This is a genomic window from Streptomyces sp. NPDC052687 (assembly GCF_040678395.1).
Classification (GTDB): domain Bacteria; phylum Actinomycetota; class Actinomycetes; order Streptomycetales; family Streptomycetaceae; genus Streptomyces.
The window spans coordinates 44,572-59,742 of record NZ_JBFATR010000041.1; the positions used below are offsets into that span (position 1 = coordinate 44,572).

Sequence of the window (15,171 nt, forward strand, 5' to 3'; positions counted from 1 at the left end):
CCCACGGGCGTTCGGCCCCACGACGTAATGGAAGACCCGTATCGCCATCGGCTGAGGCGTGATCGGCCGGGGAGGGGGCCTCGCCTGTGCGGGCGAGGCCCCTCCTGCGTGTCACTGTGTCACTTGGGCGTCGTCGCCAGCGAAACGTCCAGGCCCGGCACCCAGCTCCCCGCCGGGCGGCGCAGCCACTGCCCCTCCGTCGCCAGTTCCGCCGCCGCCCTCCGCAGCGCGTTCAGGCCCGGATGGTTCAGGCCCTTGCGCCACACCAGTGAGACGGGTGACAGGGGGACCGGGTCGACCAGCGGGCGCAGGACGCAGCCGCGCAGGGGTGGGAAGTCGACCACGGCGAGTACCGGATAGCCGCCCTTGGACATGATCCGCTCGAATTCCTCGTCGCCGACGGCGAGGGGGACCGGTGGGGCCACCTTGATGCCCCGGCCTTCGAAGAGGCGGTGGGCGAGGTCGGTCCACTCGGGGGTGCGGGGGTTTCCGGCGCCGGCGTAGACCGTTTCGCCCGCCAGCTCGGTCAGGGGGACGGTCTGCCGGGAGGCCAGGCGGTGGTGTTCGGGGAGGACGATGGCCATGGGTTCGAAGCGGACCGGCTGGTGCTCCAACTGGCGCCGCAGCGCCGGGTCGAGGCCCGCGTAGCGGCCGAAGGACGCGTCCAGACGGCCCGCGACCAGGTCCTCCGCCGCGCCGGTGAGACCGCTTTCGTAGCGGGCCATCAGCTCCAGTTCGGGGGCGAGTTCGCGGGCGCGGTGCAGGACGCGGCGCGGGGTGCCGAGGCCGGCGGAGTTGAGGTCGACGAGCAGGGGGCGGGCCTGGCCGAAGGCGGCGAGGAGGTCGTCCTGGGCGGCGAGGACGCGGCGGGCGTACGGCAGCAGGCGCTCGCCGTCGCCGGTAAGGGTCACCTGGCGGGTCGTGCGGACGAACAGCTCCGCGCTCAGCTCCCGTTCCAGCCGCCGTACGTCACGGCTGAGCGCCTGCTGGGCGACGTAGAGGCGGGTGGCGGCGCGGGTGAAGTGCAGTTCCTCGGCGACGGTGACGAAGGCGCGCAGGAGGCGGGGGTCTATGGAGCGGGAGTCTGCGGGGCGGGACTCCGCGGGGCGGGACTCCGCGGGGCGGGACTCCGCGGGGCGGGACTCTGCGGGGCGGGCGGGCACCGGGCGAATTTACAACACGGGTGTGTCAATCGGCCTCGAACAGGTGTTGGACCGCTTGATTGGGTCCGGGGGACGGTGTTCCCCATGCCGTACCGAGATCTCTTCGCCCGCCCGGGCGCCAAGGCCTTCACCGCCGGGAACCTGATCGCCCGCCTGCCGATGGGCATGTTCAGCGTGAGCGCGGTCGTGATGATCGCCGGGTCGCGCGGCTCGTACGCCCTCGCCGGCGCCGTGACCGCGACCGGGCTCGCCGCCACCGCGCTGGTCGCGCCCTGGACGGCCCGGCTGGTCGACCGGTACGGCCAGGCCCGGATCGCCGTGCCCGCCACCCTCCTGGCCTGCCTCGGCAGCATCGCCCTCGTGTTGTGCGTCCGCCACGACGCTCCCGACTGGACCCTGTTCGCCGCCTACGCCGCCACCGCCACCACCCCCAACATCGGCGGCATGGCCCGCGCCCGCTGGGCCCGTCTGCTGGACGGCGACCCGGCGTCGCTCCACACGGCGAACGCCTTCGAGCAGGCGGCCGACGAGCTGTGCTTCATGCTCGGCCCGGTCCTCGCGGCCTTCCTGTGCGGGACGTTCTTCCCCGAGGCGGGCACGCTCCTCGCCGTCGTCCTGCTCCTGACCGGCGTCCTGCTGTTCGCCGCCGCGCGCGGCACCGAGCCGCCGCCCGCGGGGGCGGCCGCGCGCGGCACGTCGCCGATCCGCGCGCCCGGCATCCCGCCGCTGCTCGCGGTCTGCGTCGCCGTGGGCACGGTGTTCGGGGCCATGGAGGTCGTCACGCTCGCGTTCGCGGACGCGCGCGGGCAGCAGACGGCGGCCGGGCTCGTCCTCGGGCTGCAGGCGGCCGGGTCGTGCGCGGCCGGGCTGGTGTACGGCAGGGTCCGCCCGGGCGGTCCGGCCGAGACCCGGTACGTCCGGTGCATCGCCGCCATGGCCGCGCTGCTCACCCTCCCCCTGCTCGCCGCCGCGCTCACCGGCTCGCTCGTCGTCCTCGCGGGCGCGCTGCTGATCGCCGGGATGGCGACGGCGCCGACGATGGTGACCGGCATGGCGCTCGTGCAGCAGCGCACGCCCGAGGGGCGGCTCAACGAGGGGATGACGCTGGCGGTGACCGGTCTGCTGGGCGGGATCGCCTGCGGCAGCGCGGTGGGCGGCTGGACGGCGGAGCACGTGTCGGTGACGGCCGGGTACGGGGTGCCGGTCGCGGCGGCCGTGACGGCGCTGGCCCTGTCCCTCGGCATCCGCCGGCCCGTGCCGCTCGTCGCCTCGCTCCGCTGATCCACCGGGATTGCCGCCCGACCCATTGACGGCCCTCCGGGCCCCCCATACCTTCGCTCGTCGAAGCGCTTCGATGACCCGCGCGTCACGCATCGATCCGGGGGACTGATGGTCAAGATCACGGATGTGGCCCGGCACGCCGGGGTCTCCCCCAGCACGGTGTCGTACACGCTCAGCGGCAAACGGCCGATCTCCGAGGAGACCCGGCGCCGCGTGCAGGAGTCCATCCGCGCCCTCGGCTACCGCCCGCACGGCGCCCGGTCGGCGTACGGGGGCAGGACGAACGTCCTCGCCCTGGTCCTGCCGCTGCACGCGGGCGTCCACATCCCCGTGGCCATGGACCTGGCGGTGTCGGTGGTGAACGCGGCACGGGCGTACGACCACGACGTACTGATCCTTACGCGGCACGACGGCCGGGACGGCGAGGACGGCCTGCCCCGGCTGGCGGAGACACCCCTGGTGGACGCGCTGATCGTGACGGACGTCCGGCTGCACGATCCACGGCTGCCGCTGCTGCGCGACCTGCACCGGCCGACGGTGCTGATCGGCTACGCGGCGGACCGGACCGCACCGACGTGCGTCGACCTGGACTTCGCGGCGGCGGGCGAGGCGTGCGTGGACCACCTGGCGGCCCTCGGTCACCGCGCGGTGGCCCTGATCGGCTCGCCGCCGGAGGTCTACGTCCGCCGCACCGCCTACGCCCAGCGCCTCGTCCAGGGGTTCACCGCCGCCGCCGACCGCCACGGCCTGGCCTCCGCCGTCCACCCCTGCGCGGCGACTCCCGAGGCGGCCCGCGCGACCGCGGAACGGCTGCTGCGCGAGCAGCCGGCGCTGACCGGTGTCGTCGTCCACAACGAGGCGGTCCTGGATCCCCTGCTCGACGCCTTCGGCCGGCTCGGCCTGCGCGTGCCCGACGACCTCTCCGTCGTCGCCCTGTGCCCCACCGCACAGGCGGAGTCCGCCCGCGTCCCGCTCACCTCGGTCGCCCTCCCGGCCACCGAGATCGGCACCCGCGCGGTGGACCTCCTGATACGCGAGCTGAACGGCGAGCAGGTCCCGGCGACCACCCTGCTGCCCCCACGGCTGACCGTGCGGGCGAGCACGGCGCGGCGACGCTCGTCGGCGTGAGACCCGGGGACGCCCGTGGCCCTGCGCCCCAGCGGGATGACGAAGGCCATGACAAAGGCCCTGCCGCTCGCAAGCGACAGGGCCCGTGCCCACATGGGGTAAGTGGAGATGGCGGGAATCGAACCCGCGTCCAACGGTGTGGAACCAGGGCTTCTCCGTGTGCAGTCTGGTGCGATTTTCTCAGCCCTCCGGATCACCCAGACAAGTCCGGAACGGGCTCAGTCACTGTGTGGTTTCCCTCTTCACCCCGTGACCGGGATCGAGGTTTAGTCCCCTAGCTGATGCCAGGATCCGGGTCGGGAACAGCCCCGGGCTGACACTCCCTTAGTAGGAGGCTCGCTCTGCTACCTGAGATCAGGCAGCGAGGGCGAAGGCCTGCTGGGAGGAATCGCGCTTGGTGTTGGCGATTATTTTTTTCGGCCTGTGGTTTACGAGATCATGGCCGCTTCCTCGACACGCTTCCCCTGCTTCGACAGCCGCTGTCGAAACCGATCATCCCCATGTTGATTTATCAATCACCGCACCCAGCGTGTGAGTGCAGGTGCCATCATACGGGGTCAACGGTCCCCGGTGCCACCGTATTCCCGGCCCGGACGGAGCTACGCCCGCTGCTTGCGCCGTACGGCAGAGATGGCGCGCTCGGCCTCGCGCCGGTCCTGCTTCTCGCGCAGCGTCTGCCGCTTGTCGTACTCCTTCTTGCCCTTCGCCAGCGCGATCTCGACCTTGGCGCGGCCGTCCTTGAAGTACAGGGACAGCGGGACGATCGTGTGGCCGGTCTCCTGGGACTTGGACTCCAGCTTGTCGATCTCCGCGCGGTGCAGCAGCAGCTTGCGCTTGCGGCGGGCGCTGTGGTTGGTCCAGGTGCCCTGGCTGTACTCGGGCACGTGCACGTTGTAGAGCCACGCCTCGTGCCCGTCCATCTGGACGAAGCCGTCGACCAGCGAGGCGCGCCCCTGGCGCAGTGACTTCACCTCGGTACCGGTGAGGACGAGACCCGCCTCGTAGGTGTCGATGATGAGGTAGTCGTGCCGCGCCTTCTTGTTCTGCGCGATCAGTTTGCGCCCTTTTTCCTTAGCCATAGTGCCGCCCATTTTCGCACTACGCGGGGGGTGCGGGGGAAGTCATTATGCGCGGGTGCCGCCGGGCCCGGGCGCTAGCCCCCGAGGCCCGTCAGGATCGTCCCGGCGCGGCGCAGCGCGTCCTGGTCGGCCTCCAGGTCGGGGGTGATGCCCCGCCCGTCGACCGCGCGGCCGGAGGGGGTGCGGTAGTGGCCCACGGTCAGCTCGGCGACGGAGCCGTCGGGCAGCCGGCTCGGCATCTGGACCGAGCCCTTGCCGAAGGTGCGGGAGCCGACGACGACCGCGCGGCCCCGGTCCTGCAGGGCCCCGGTCAGCAGCTCGGCCGCGCTCATGGTGCCGCCGTCGACGAGCGCGACCAGGGGTCTTTCGGTGTCGCCGCCGGGTGCGGCGTGCAGGGCGCGCTGCTCGCCCTCGACGTCGTACGTGGCGACCAGGCCGCCGTCGAGGAAGGCGGAGGCGGTGGTGACGGCCTCGGTGACCAGGCCGCCGGAGTTGCCGCGCAGGTCGAGGATGATCCCGCCGTCGCGCGGGGCCCGCCGGACCGCGTCGCGGACGGTGCCGCCGGTGCCCTTGGTGAAGGCGCCGATCTTGATGAGGGTGTTCCCGTCGGGGAGGGTGCGGACGGTCACCGTGTCCGTGGAGAGCCGGGCCCGGCGCAGAGTGAGGCTCCACGCGCGTGTGCCGCGCTCCAGGCCGAGCCGTACCGGCGTACCGGCGGGCGCGTCGGTGGCGTCGCCGCGCAGTAAGGAGACCACCTCGGTGACCGGCCGGCCGTCGACCGCGCGGCCGTCGACACTGCGCAGCCGGTCGCCCGCGCGGACCCCTGCTTCGGCCGCGGGCGAGCCGGCGGCGACCTTGGTCACCTCGATCCGCCCGTCGCGCTCCCGTCGCGCCCACAGTCCGACGCCCGTGTAGGCGCCGTCCAGGGCGTCCTCGAACTCCTCGTACTCGCCCTGCGAGTACACGGCGTCCCAGCGGTTCCCGCTGCGGCTGACGGCGCGCTCGGCGGCCTCCAGGGGCGACGTGCCGTCGGCCATCGCGCGCGCGGCGGCGTCCCGGACCTCGTCGGGGCGGGCCGCGGGGGTGGCCGCGCGGGACGGGCCGGGCGCCGGCCCCCGCTCGGTGCCGGGCAGGGAGCCCGTCGTGGCACCGGCGACGAGCACGCTCGTGAACACCAGTGTCAGGGCGGCCCCGCGGCGCGTGCGGCGGGGCTGACAGAACAGGTCACGACCTGACATGGCGGTGAGTCTAGGACAACGCGAAGGGCCGCACGGTCCGTTGACCGTGCGGCCCTCGTTGGCGTGCGTCACACCTTCAAGTACTTGCGCAGCGCGAAGAACGCGGCCAGCGCGGGCATCAGCAGGCTGGTGGCGAGGATGAGCGGCAGCTTCGCCAGGACGGCGTCCCAGCCGATGAAGTTGATCAGCCGGAGCTGGTCGGCGAGGGCCAGTCCGTGGTCGATGAGGAAGTACCGCGCGGTCACCAGGAAGCCGCACGCGACCGCGCCGCCGATCAGACCGGCGACCGCGGCCTCCGCGATGAACGGGGCCTGGATGTAGAAGCCGGAGGCGCCGACCAGCCGCATGATGCCGGTCTCGCGGCGCCGGCTGAACGCCGAGACGCGCACCGTGTTGACGATCAGCATCAGCGCGACGACCAGCATGAGCGCCATCACCGCGCGGGCGGCCCAGTTCATGCCCTCCAGCAGCTTGAACAGGTTGTCCAGGGTCTCCCGCTGGTCCCGCACGGACTGCACGCCGTCCCGGCCGCTGAACGCGGTCGCGATCACCCGGTACTTCTCCGGGTCCTTGAGCTTGATGCGGTACGACTCCTGCATCTGGTCCGGCGTCAGCGAGCTGGCCAGCGGGGAGTCGCCGAACTGCTCCTTGTAGTGCTTGTAGGCCTCGTCCTGCGACTCGTACGTGACGGTGTCGACGACCGGCATCTTCTCCAGGTCGGACTTGATCTGCCGCTTCTGCTCCTCGGTGACCGCGCCGCGGGCGCAGGCCGGATCGGACTCGGCGTCGGCCTTGTTGCAGAGGTAGATCGAGACGTTGACCTTGTCGTACCAGTAGCCCTTCATGGTGTTGACCTGGTCGGTCATCAGCAGCGAACCGCCGAACAGGGTCAGCGACAGGGCGACGGAGACGATCACCGCGAAGGTCATCGTGAGATTGCGGCGGAGACCGACACCGATCTCCGACAGAACGAACTGGGCGCGCATGGCGGCTGGTTGTGCCTTTCCGTCGTGGATCGTCAGTGCTGGTAGCCGTAGACGCCGCGGGCCTGGTCGCGGACGAGGCGGCCCTTCTCCAGCTCGATGACGCGCTTGCGCATCTGGTCCACGATGTTCTGGTCGTGTGTGGCCATCACGACGGTCGTACCGGTGCGGTTGATCCGGTCGAGCAGTTTCATGATGCCGACGGAGGTCTGCGGGTCGAGGTTGCCGGTGGGCTCGTCGGCGATCAGCAGTTTGGGCCGGTTGACGAAGGCCCGCGCGATGGCGACGCGCTGCTGCTCACCGCCGGACAGCTCGCCCGGCATCCGGTCCTCCTTGCCGCCGAGGCCGACCAGCTCGAGCACCTGCGGCACGGACTTGCGGATCTCGCCGCGGGACTTGCCGATGACCTCCTGGGCGAAGGCCACGTTCTCGGCGACGGTCTTGTTCGGCAGCAGCCGGAAGTCCTGGAACACCGTCCCCAGCTGGCGGCGCATGTGCGGCACCTTCCAGTTGGAGAGGCGGGCGAGATCCTTGCCCAGGACGTGCACCTGTCCCTGGCTGGCCCGCTCCTCGCGGAGGATCAGCCGCAGGAAGGTGGACTTTCCGGAGCCGGAGGACCCCACGAGGAACACGAACTCGCCCTTCTCGACCTCCAGGGAGACGTCCCTGAGGGCCGGGCGGGTCTGCTTGGGGTAGACCTTGGAGACATTGTCGAATCGGATCACGGATGCACCACGGGTCGCCGGGGGTAGATGAGCGTGACCATACGCGAAGCGGGCAGGTGACCGCAGGCACCGGTAGGGGTTGCGCGCGGGTTGTGCGCTTTTGTTCCGAGCGTGAGCGCACTCGCTCAGGGGCGCGGGGAACTGCGCGAGAATCTCCTACGGTGCGCAGCGCCGCCACGACGGAAACCACCCGTCTCGATGGGCCCCGCGCACCCTCCGGAGGAACCTGGCACAGTGGAGGGGGAACGTTCGCGCCCCCGCGAGCGTTCTTGAGGAAAGAACCGGCACAAGGAGGGCGAGCACATGACGTACGACCGGCTGGTGTGCGCGAACTGTGCCGCGCCCGTCAGCGAGGGCCGCTGCCCCGTGTGCCGGGCCAGCCGTGAGCGGCTCCAGCAGGAGAACCCGCTGGCGGCCCTGAATCCCATGACACTGATCGCCCTGCTGGCGGTGCTGATCGCCGCGCTGGCACTGCTGGCACACCAGACGGCGTGACGTGAAAGGGCCCGGAGCACCAGCTCCGGGCCCTTTCGACTACCGTCCGCTACGGCAGGCCGCCCGATCAGGCAGCCGCACCGCCACGGCCGCCCACGAGGCGCGGCAGCACACGGAAGCCGATACCACCGGCGATCATCGTCGCGGCGCCGACCAGCAGGAACGTGGTCTGCGCGGCACCGGTCTCGGCGAGTTCCTCACCGCCGCCCTGGGCGGTGGTGTCGGCCGGGGTGTCGGAGCCGGTGTCCGTCAGGGCCGAGGATCCGGCGCCCTGGGCGGAGTCGTTGGAGCCGCCGTCGGGGTTGGCGTTGTTGCCGCCGCCGTTGCCGCCACCGTTGCCGTTGCCGTTCCCGCCACCGTTGCCGTCACCGGGGTTGCCCGGGTTGCCGGGGTTGCCCGGCTCGACCGGGTCCTCCGGCTCGGTGGGCTCCTCGGTCGGGTCGGTCGGCGGCTCCTCCGTCGGAGGCTCCTCGGTCGGCGGCTCCTCGGTGGGCGGCTCCTCCGTCGGAGGCAGCTCGGTGGGCACCTCGGTCGGGACCGGGTCCGTCGTCGGGGTCGGCTCCGGGTCGGGGCTCGGCGTCTCGCACCCGATCCCGAGGAAGCCGCAGTCGTCCGACTCGGCGGCGGAAGCGGCACCCGCGGCGGTCAGCGAGGCACCGGCGGCGATCACGGCGCCCGCCACTATGCGCGCGACACGGATCCGCGTCTTGTTGGTCATGTGGTTGCTACCCCCAGTAGCTGATCGTCAGTGAGGCGGCGCTCGGGGCCGTGATCGACGGAGATAGCTGTGATGAAGCCCCCCGGTTCACATGCGCCCCTGAGATACGCATGCCGCGCTTAACCCTTCCGATTTTTCAAAGCAACGTCAAGGCCGTTGCGGGCGCATTGTCCGCTTGTACTGCGCTTTGCGGGGGATGGCAGCTGTGAGTGTGATGTAAAACCCGGACAAACGACAACCGCCCCTGAAACAGGGGCGGTTGGCTTTGTCGACAAACTTACTTCTCCTGCTGCTTGCGCCAGCGAATTCCGGCCTCCAGGAAGCCGTCGATCTCGCCGTTGAACACGGCCTCCGGGTTGCCGACCTCGTACTCCGTGCGCAGGTCCTTGACCATCTGGTACGGGTGCAGGACGTACGAACGCATCTGGTTGCCCCAGGAGTTGCCGCCGTCGCCCTTGAGGGCGTCCATCTTGGCCTGCTCCTCCTGGCGGCGCCGCTCCAGCAGCTTGGCCTGCAGGACGTTCATCGCGGTGGCCTTGTTCTGGATCTGCGACCGCTCGTTCTGGCAGGAGACGACGATGCCGGTCGGGATGTGCGTGATGCGCACCGCGGAGTCGGTGGTGTTCACGCCCTGGCCGCCGGGGCCGGAGGACCGGTAGACGTCGATGCGCAGGTCCGACTCGTCGATGTCGACGTGGTCGGACTGCTCGACGACCGGCAGCACCTCGACACCGGCGAAGGAGGTCTGGCGCCGGCCCTGGTTGTCGAACGGCGAGATGCGCACCAGGCGGTGGGTGCCCTGCTCGACGGAGAGGGTGCCGTAGGCGTACGGCGCCTGCACGGCGAAGGTGGTCGACTTGATGCCGGCCTCTTCGGCGTACGACGTCTCGATCAGCTCGGTCTTGTAGCCGCGCTGCTCGGCCCAGCGGAGGTACATCCGCTGGAGCTTCTCGGCGAAGTCGGCGGCGTCGACACCGCCCGCCTCGGCGCGGATGTTGACGAGCGCCTCACGGGAGTCGTACTCGCCGGACAGGAGCGTGCGCACCTCCATCTCGTCCAGCGCCTTCTTGACGGCGGCCAGCTCGGACTCGGCCTCGGCACGCGTGTCCGGGTCGTCCTCCTCCTCGGCCATCTCGAAGAGCACGGCGAGATCGTCGATCCGCGAGCGCAGGGCTTCGGCCTTCCTCACCTCCGCCTGGAGGTGGGAGAGCTTGCTGGTGATCTTCTGCGCCTCGTCCGGGTTGTCCCACAGGGACGGCGCGGCCGCCTGCTCCTCGAGCACGGCGATGTCTGCCCTCATCTTGTCGAGGTCCAGAACGGCCTCGATCGACTCCATGGTCGAGGAGAGGGACTTGAGCTCTTCGGATACATCGACGACTGCCACGCTCCCAGCGTAACGGCTCCGCCGGTTTGCCAGTGCCGTGGCTGAGGCCGGTTGTGACGTACCCGGCGTCGGTGCGGGCCTCGCTGGGGGCTGCCGCCCCCAGACCCCCGCTTCGGCCCTGAACGGGCCTCGTCCTCAAACGCCGGACGCTCTGCTTTTCACGAGCCCCGGTCCGGATGTGGCCGCTACGGCATCTCCGGAGCCGAGTTCTTCGTGTCCTGTGGGGTTCCGCCCGGCTCGTCGTCCGAGGTGGCGAGCCAGGTGCCGGTGCCGATGGCGGCGACGAGGGCCACGGCGGCGGCGCCCAGGGTGAGGCGGCGCCGGCGGGTGGCGGCGCGGTTGCGGGCGGAGCCGGGGCGGGGGGCTCCGGCGGCGCGGGGGGCGCGGGCGGTGCCGTGGGCGCCGCCCGCCAGCTCGTCGGGGGCGGGGACCCGCATGGAGGTGTGGGTGTCCCGGTTGGAGTCGGGAGAGGCGCCGGGGACCAGGGAGACCGCGCCCCGGCGCTGCCGGGCGGGGGGCCTGGGAGCACCCGGCGCGGGGGCGGGGGCCTCGTCGGCGGGCTCGGCGGCGTCGACGTCCGGCTCGTCCACATCCAGCGGCGGCATCCCGGCCAGGGTCGGCAGCTGCTCGCGCAGCCGGGCGGCCAGCTCGGAGGCGCGCAGCCGGGAGGCGGGGGCCTTGGCGAGGCACTGCACGATCAGCTGCCACAGCTCCTCGGGGATGCCGGGGAGCGGGACCACGGTCTCGGTGACATGGCGGCGCAGCACCGCGCCCGGATGGCCGCCGCCGAACGGGGTGAAGCCGGCCAGCAGCTCGTAGAGGACGGTGGCGAGGGCGTAGATGTCGACGGACGCGCGCGGGGGCAGGCCCTCGACGATCTCGGGGGCCAGGTAGTCGGGGGTGCCGATGACCTTGGTGGCGCGGGTGCGCTGCGGGGTGTCGATCAGCTTGGCGACGCCGAAGTCGGTGAGCAGGGCGCGGTGCGCGCCGCCCGGTCCGAGCGGGCTCTGCATGTCCAGCAGGATGTTCTCCGGCTTGACGTCGCGGTGCACGACCCCGGCCGCGTGGGCCGCCGCGAGGCCGTCCGCCACGTCGGCGACGATCGCGACGGCCGCCTCGGGGGCGAGCCGCCGCTCCCGTTCCAGCCGGGTGCGCAGGTCGGTGCCGCGGACGAGGTCCATGACCAGGGCGAGGTCGTTGCCGTCGACCACCAGGTCACGGACGGAGACCACGTTCGGGTGGTCGAGCCCGAGCAGGGCCGTCCGCTCCTGGACGAAGCGTCCGACGAGTTCCTGGTCGGATGCCAGATCCTCGCGCAGCAGCTTGATCGCGACGGGGCCCTCGGGTCCCTCGCCGAGCCACACCGTGCCGGCGCTGCCCCGTCCCAGGATCTGGTTCGCGGTGTACCGGCTGCCGATCTTCCGTGCCAAGACTGCTCCTACAGACGCGTGTTGTCGCTAAAACTACGCGTCCGGGGGACCGGCCTTCACCGGGGAGCCGGAAATCACCCCCCGGGTGTCGACAAATCGGCAGGCTCATCACCGGCTTCGCCGGGCCGGTCACTGACCGGAGCCGGTCCCGGTGCCGGATCCGGAGCCCGAGCCGACGAGGTCGCCGACCCAGTCGGCCACCGAGCCGACCCAGTCGGTGAGCTGGTCCCAGTAGCCCTTGCCGGTGCCGATCCAGTCCTGCAGCGGGCTCAGCTCCCAGATCAGCCAGCCGGCCACGAACAGGATGACGATCGTGAACAGGCACCCCTTCAGGCAGCCCAGGCCGGGGATGCGCATCGGGTTGGCGCTGCGCTGACGCGGCGGGCGCGGCTCCCGCGCGGGGCGCTGCGGCTCCGGCGGGGCGGGCGGGGCGTACCGCTGGGGCTGCTGCGGTTGCGGGGGCTGCTGGGGCTGGGGGGTACGGCGCGGCGTGTACGGCTGCGGCTGGTGTTGCTGCTGCTGGTGTTGCTGCTGCTGGGGATAGCCGTAGCCGGACGGCGGGCCCTGCCGGGGGCCGGGCTGCGGGCGCTGCGGCTGCTGCTGCGGGCGGGCGACCTGCCGCTGGGGGCGGCGGCGCAGCGGGTCCTCGTTGGGGTCGAGGTACTGGATCTGCGTCTGCTCGTTGCGGTCCCGCGCGGCGCGCAGCTGCGTCTGCCAGGGGTGCTCGCCGCCCTGCCCGCCGGGGTCCTGGCCCTGTCCCGCCTGGTGCGGGGGCACCGGCGGCATGACGGCCGTCGGGTCGGCGGCGCCGGTGTGCGGCAGGACGGCGGTGGGGTCGGCGGCGCCGGCCGGGCCCCCGGTGTGCGGGAGCACGCTGGTCGCGGCGTTCGGGTCGTAGGCGCCGGGCGCGGAGCCGTGCGGGAGCACCTGGGTGGGGTCGGCCGCGCCCGGGGTGCCGGGCACCGCCGTGGGGGCGGGGTCGGGGGCGAGCAGCGCGCCGACGTTCTCGGCGGCGGCGATCTGCGCGGAGTTCGCGTGCACGCCGACGCCCTCGGCGACGACCCGCAGGCCGCGCGCGAGGTTCTCGGCGCTGGGGCGCTCGTCGGGGTTCTTGCGCAGGCAGCGCTCTATGACCGTCCACAGCGGTTCGGGGACGGTGGAGGGGCGGCGCGGTTCGGCGCTGAGGTGCTGGTGCAGCACCTCCAGGGCGGAGCTGCCGGCGAACGGGGGGCGGCCGGTGACCAGCTCGTACAGGAGGATGCCCGCGCCGTAGATGTCCACCGCGGAGGTCTGGGGGCGGCCTTCGGCGGACTCCGGCGCCACGTACGCGGGCGTGCCGACGAACTCGCTGGTGCGGGTGAGGCCGGGCGAGTCGGCCAGCCGGGCGATGCCGAAGTCGGTCAGCATCGGGTGCATCCGGTCGCCGTCCTGCTTCAGCAGGACGTTCGCCGGCTTGAGGTCGCGGTGCACCACGCCGTCGGCGTGGCTGGCGGCGAGGGCGTCGGCGATCTGGGCGGTGAGGAGGGAGGCGGCGACCGGCGTGAACGGGCCGTTCTCGCGCAGGTAGCGGTGCAGGTCGGGGCCGTCGACGAGGTCCATGACCAGGGCGAGCAGATCGCCCTCGACGACCAGGTCGCGCACCCGGACGATGTTGGGATGGGTCAGGCGGAGCAGCACCGAGCGCTCCCGCAGGAACCGCATCACGACATCCGGGTCGTTCGCCAGCTCCTCCTTGAGGACCTTGATGGCGACGGTCTCGCCGGGCTGTCCGGGCACGGCCGCCTCGGCGCCCGCGGTCTCCCGCTGGCGGGCTCGCCAGACGGTGCCCGTGGCGCCGCGTCCGAGCGGCTCCTCGAGCAGGTACTTGCTGCCGACTGGCCGCACGTCACGCGCTCCCTAGCTGCTTGCCTTGCCTGTGTGTCTGTCCGTGTCTCGTTCCGCACCACTGTAGTGCCGAGGTGCGACAGCCGGGCTGTCGTCTTCCTGTGGCCCTTGTGTGGCTGTACCCGTGGCACTGCCCGTGGCTGCCGCGCCGCCGGTCCCGTACACGTTCGGCATACGTTTCGGAGGAAAGACGCTCACCTCGGTCGCCAGGTTGCCGAAAGTGGACGTGACCGATCTCAAGTGATCGCCGCCCCCGTCGCGGTCAGGCACTTTTGCGGGCAGAGCCGACCAATCAAGATCACTTGTTCCGGAGCGGCGGGCGTGTTGTCGGTGACAGGTGCGAGGATGCGTGGAGTTACTGGCCGACGTGCTCGTGTGGGGTGGGGGGACCCTCCGCGCCCGCGCAGAAGGGACCGCTGACGGCGATGCAGATCCGGCTGACCGTCGTAGACCCGCTGGGCCCGCCCTCCGCTGAGGCGCGTGGCCGCGCCGCGAGTCGCGACGTGCTGGTCACCGCGCCCGCCGGCACCGCCCTCTCGGCGGTCGCCTCGGCGCTGGCCTCGGCGGTCACCGGCGACGCCGCGCAGCCGGGCCCGGTGGTGCTGTACGCCGGTGCGGAGCGCCTCGACGACCGCCGCTGCACCCTCGGCGAGCCCCCGCTGCTGGACGGCGCCGTGCTCTCCCTGGGCGCGCCCGCCGACCCCGAGCCGCACCCCGAGGTGGAGGACGCCCCGGCCCGGCTCGACGTGGTCGCGGGGCCCGACGCGGGCGGGGTCCACCTGCTGCACGGCGGCCGGATCGAGATCGGCCGCTCCGCCGCCGCCGACGTCCCGCTCGACGACCCGGACGTCTCCCGCCTGCACTGCGCGGTGACGCTCTCCCCCGACGGCCGCGTCACCGTCGCCGACCTCGGCTCCACCAACGGCACCACCCTCGACGGCACGCGCGTGGGCGCCCACCCGGTGCGGTTCACGCCGGGCGCGCTGCTGCGCCTCGGCGAGTCCGCCCTGCGTCTCGCCCCCGCCGGCGGGCCGGGGGGCCGGCTCGCCACGGCACCGGACGGGGAGGGACACGTCCGCGTGGCGCCCGTGTCCGCGCCCATGCCCGTGTCCGTGCCCATGCCGGTGTCCGTGGCACCGTCGGCCGGCCTGCCGGAGGCCCCGGAGAGCCACACCCGCGCGGACGCACCCGCCCCGGCCGCCGGGCAGCGCCCCGGCCCCGGCCCGTCGGCCGCCCAGGGGCACGCCCCCGCCGGGCCGCCCGTACGCCCCCCGGTCGTACCGGGCCAGGGCGCGGCGCCCCGGGAGGAACGGGGTGAGGGCACCGCCCAGGGCGGACAGGCCCCGGAGCGCGCGGCAACGGCCGGGATCGCACGGACCTCGCAGAGTGTGCGGGCGGACCAGGAGGACGGCGGGCGGGCGCCGCGAGGCGCCGAGGCGGTTCCGGGCGGACGCCCCGGCCGTACGCCCGGCTCCCCGACCGCCCCGCTCGTCCCGCCCGCGGCCGCTCAGCCGCCCGTCGGCGACGGCACCACGCACGGCGGACGGCAGGGCGTGCCCGGCCTCGCGGCGCCTGGTGGCCACCCTGGTCGACCCCAAGGACCGCTACACGGTCGAGGACTTCGCCGTCCGTGACGGCGCGGTGACCGCCACCCTGCTCGGCT

The 15,171-nt window shown here is 72.7% G+C and carries 12 protein-coding genes, 1 other RNA gene and 1 pseudogene; 4 read left to right on the top strand and 10 right to left on the bottom strand.

Annotated elements, in window-relative coordinates:
- Positions 1–119 precede the first annotated feature (119 nt).
- Entirely contained in the window at positions 120–1,073 is a 954-nt protein-coding gene (locus AB0K92_RS26190; protein ID WP_365926716.1) for a LysR family transcriptional regulator, read from the bottom strand.
- Positions 1,074–1,247: 174 nt separating this feature from the next.
- On the opposite strand from AB0K92_RS26190, the gene AB0K92_RS26195 reads away from it, so the two are divergent.
- Both AB0K92_RS26195 and AB0K92_RS26200 read left to right on the top strand, forming a co-directional pair.
- Complete coding sequence (locus AB0K92_RS26195) at positions 1,248–2,444, top strand: MFS transporter (RefSeq protein ID WP_365926699.1); 1,197 nt, start codon at positions 1,248–1,250, stop codon at positions 2,442–2,444.
- Positions 2,445–2,552: 108 nt separating this feature from the next.
- The gene (locus tag AB0K92_RS26200) at positions 2,553–3,572 is read left to right on the top strand and encodes a LacI family DNA-binding transcriptional regulator (protein WP_365926701.1); all 1,020 of its coding nucleotides are present in this window, start codon (positions 2,553–2,555) and stop codon (positions 3,570–3,572) included.
- Positions 3,573–3,672: 100 nt separating this feature from the next.
- On the opposite strand, the gene ssrA is transcribed toward AB0K92_RS26200, so the two are convergent.
- The 5 genes from ssrA to ftsE all read right to left on the bottom strand — a co-directional run bounded on the left by ssrA (position 3,673) and on the right by ftsE (position 7,597).
- Positions 3,673–4,072, bottom strand: a transfer-messenger RNA (tmRNA) gene (ssrA, locus tag AB0K92_RS26205).
- Positions 4,073–4,171: 99 nt separating this feature from the next.
- Entirely contained in the window at positions 4,172–4,651 is a 480-nt protein-coding gene (gene smpB, locus AB0K92_RS26210; RefSeq protein ID WP_165999259.1) for an SsrA-binding protein SmpB, read from the bottom strand.
- A gap of 74 nt (positions 4,652–4,725) precedes the next feature.
- The gene (locus AB0K92_RS26215; RefSeq protein ID WP_365926703.1) at positions 4,726–5,889 is read right to left on the bottom strand and encodes a S41 family peptidase; all 1,164 of its coding nucleotides are present in this window, start codon (positions 5,887–5,889) and stop codon (positions 4,726–4,728) included.
- Positions 5,890–5,957: 68 nt separating this feature from the next.
- Positions 5,958–6,875, bottom strand: coding sequence for a permease-like cell division protein FtsX (gene ftsX, locus AB0K92_RS26220; RefSeq protein WP_165999263.1), 918 nt, complete (start codon positions 6,873–6,875; stop codon positions 5,958–5,960).
- Between the two features lie 32 nt (positions 6,876–6,907).
- Positions 6,908–7,597 (bottom strand): cell division ATP-binding protein FtsE, encoded by a 690-nt coding sequence (gene ftsE / locus AB0K92_RS26225; protein ID WP_165999264.1) that lies wholly within the window; start codon positions 7,595–7,597, stop codon positions 6,908–6,910.
- 303 nt (positions 7,598–7,900) lie between these two features.
- Between ftsE and AB0K92_RS26230 the strand changes: the two genes are divergently transcribed.
- Positions 7,901–8,092 (top strand): hypothetical protein, encoded by a 192-nt coding sequence (locus tag AB0K92_RS26230; protein WP_365926706.1) that lies wholly within the window; start codon positions 7,901–7,903, stop codon positions 8,090–8,092.
- 67 nt (positions 8,093–8,159) lie between these two features.
- Here AB0K92_RS26230 and AB0K92_RS26235 read toward each other — a convergent pair whose 3' ends face one another.
- The 4 genes from AB0K92_RS26235 to AB0K92_RS26250 form a co-directional block, all read right to left on the bottom strand.
- Positions 8,160–8,810, bottom strand: coding sequence for a hypothetical protein (locus AB0K92_RS26235; RefSeq protein ID WP_365926708.1), 651 nt, complete (start codon positions 8,808–8,810; stop codon positions 8,160–8,162).
- Between the two features lie 277 nt (positions 8,811–9,087).
- The gene (gene prfB / locus AB0K92_RS26240) at positions 9,088–10,194 is read right to left on the bottom strand and encodes a peptide chain release factor 2 (protein WP_165999270.1); all 1,107 of its coding nucleotides are present in this window, start codon (positions 10,192–10,194) and stop codon (positions 9,088–9,090) included.
- A gap of 185 nt (positions 10,195–10,379) precedes the next feature.
- Positions 10,380–11,624, bottom strand: coding sequence for a serine/threonine-protein kinase (locus AB0K92_RS26245; RefSeq protein WP_365926710.1), 1,245 nt, complete (start codon positions 11,622–11,624; stop codon positions 10,380–10,382).
- A 129-nt stretch (positions 11,625–11,753) separates the two neighbouring features.
- On the bottom strand, positions 11,754–13,508 hold the full coding sequence (locus tag AB0K92_RS26250; RefSeq protein ID WP_365926712.1) for a protein kinase: 1,755 nt from the start codon (positions 13,506–13,508) through the stop codon (positions 11,754–11,756).
- Between the two features lie 425 nt (positions 13,509–13,933).
- Here AB0K92_RS26250 and AB0K92_RS26255 point away from each other — a divergent pair.
- Positions 13,934–14,593: pseudogene (locus AB0K92_RS26255) on the top strand (FHA domain-containing protein); the annotation flags it as partial.
- Positions 14,594–15,171: the final 578 nt, after the last annotated feature.

Bases quoted from the DNA above. Each gene is read 5' to 3' on its own strand.
- AB0K92_RS26195 (WP_365926699.1), top strand. From the start codon at position 1,248: ATGCCGTACCGAGATCTCTTCGCCCGCCCGGGCGCCAAGGCCTTCACC.
- AB0K92_RS26200 (WP_365926701.1), top strand. From the start codon at position 2,553: ATGGTCAAGATCACGGATGTGGCCCGGCACGCCGGGGTCTCCCCCAGC.
- smpB (WP_165999259.1), bottom strand. From the start codon at position 4,651: ATGGCTAAGGAAAAAGGGCGCAAACTGATCGCGCAGAACAAGAAGGCG.
- AB0K92_RS26215 (WP_365926703.1), bottom strand. From the start codon at position 5,889: ATGTCAGGTCGTGACCTGTTCTGTCAGCCCCGCCGCACGCGCCGCGGG.
- ftsX (WP_165999263.1), bottom strand. From the start codon at position 6,875: ATGCGCGCCCAGTTCGTTCTGTCGGAGATCGGTGTCGGTCTCCGCCGC.
- AB0K92_RS26230 (WP_365926706.1), top strand. From the start codon at position 7,901: ATGACGTACGACCGGCTGGTGTGCGCGAACTGTGCCGCGCCCGTCAGC.
- AB0K92_RS26235 (WP_365926708.1), bottom strand. From the start codon at position 8,810: ATGACCAACAAGACGCGGATCCGTGTCGCGCGCATAGTGGCGGGCGCC.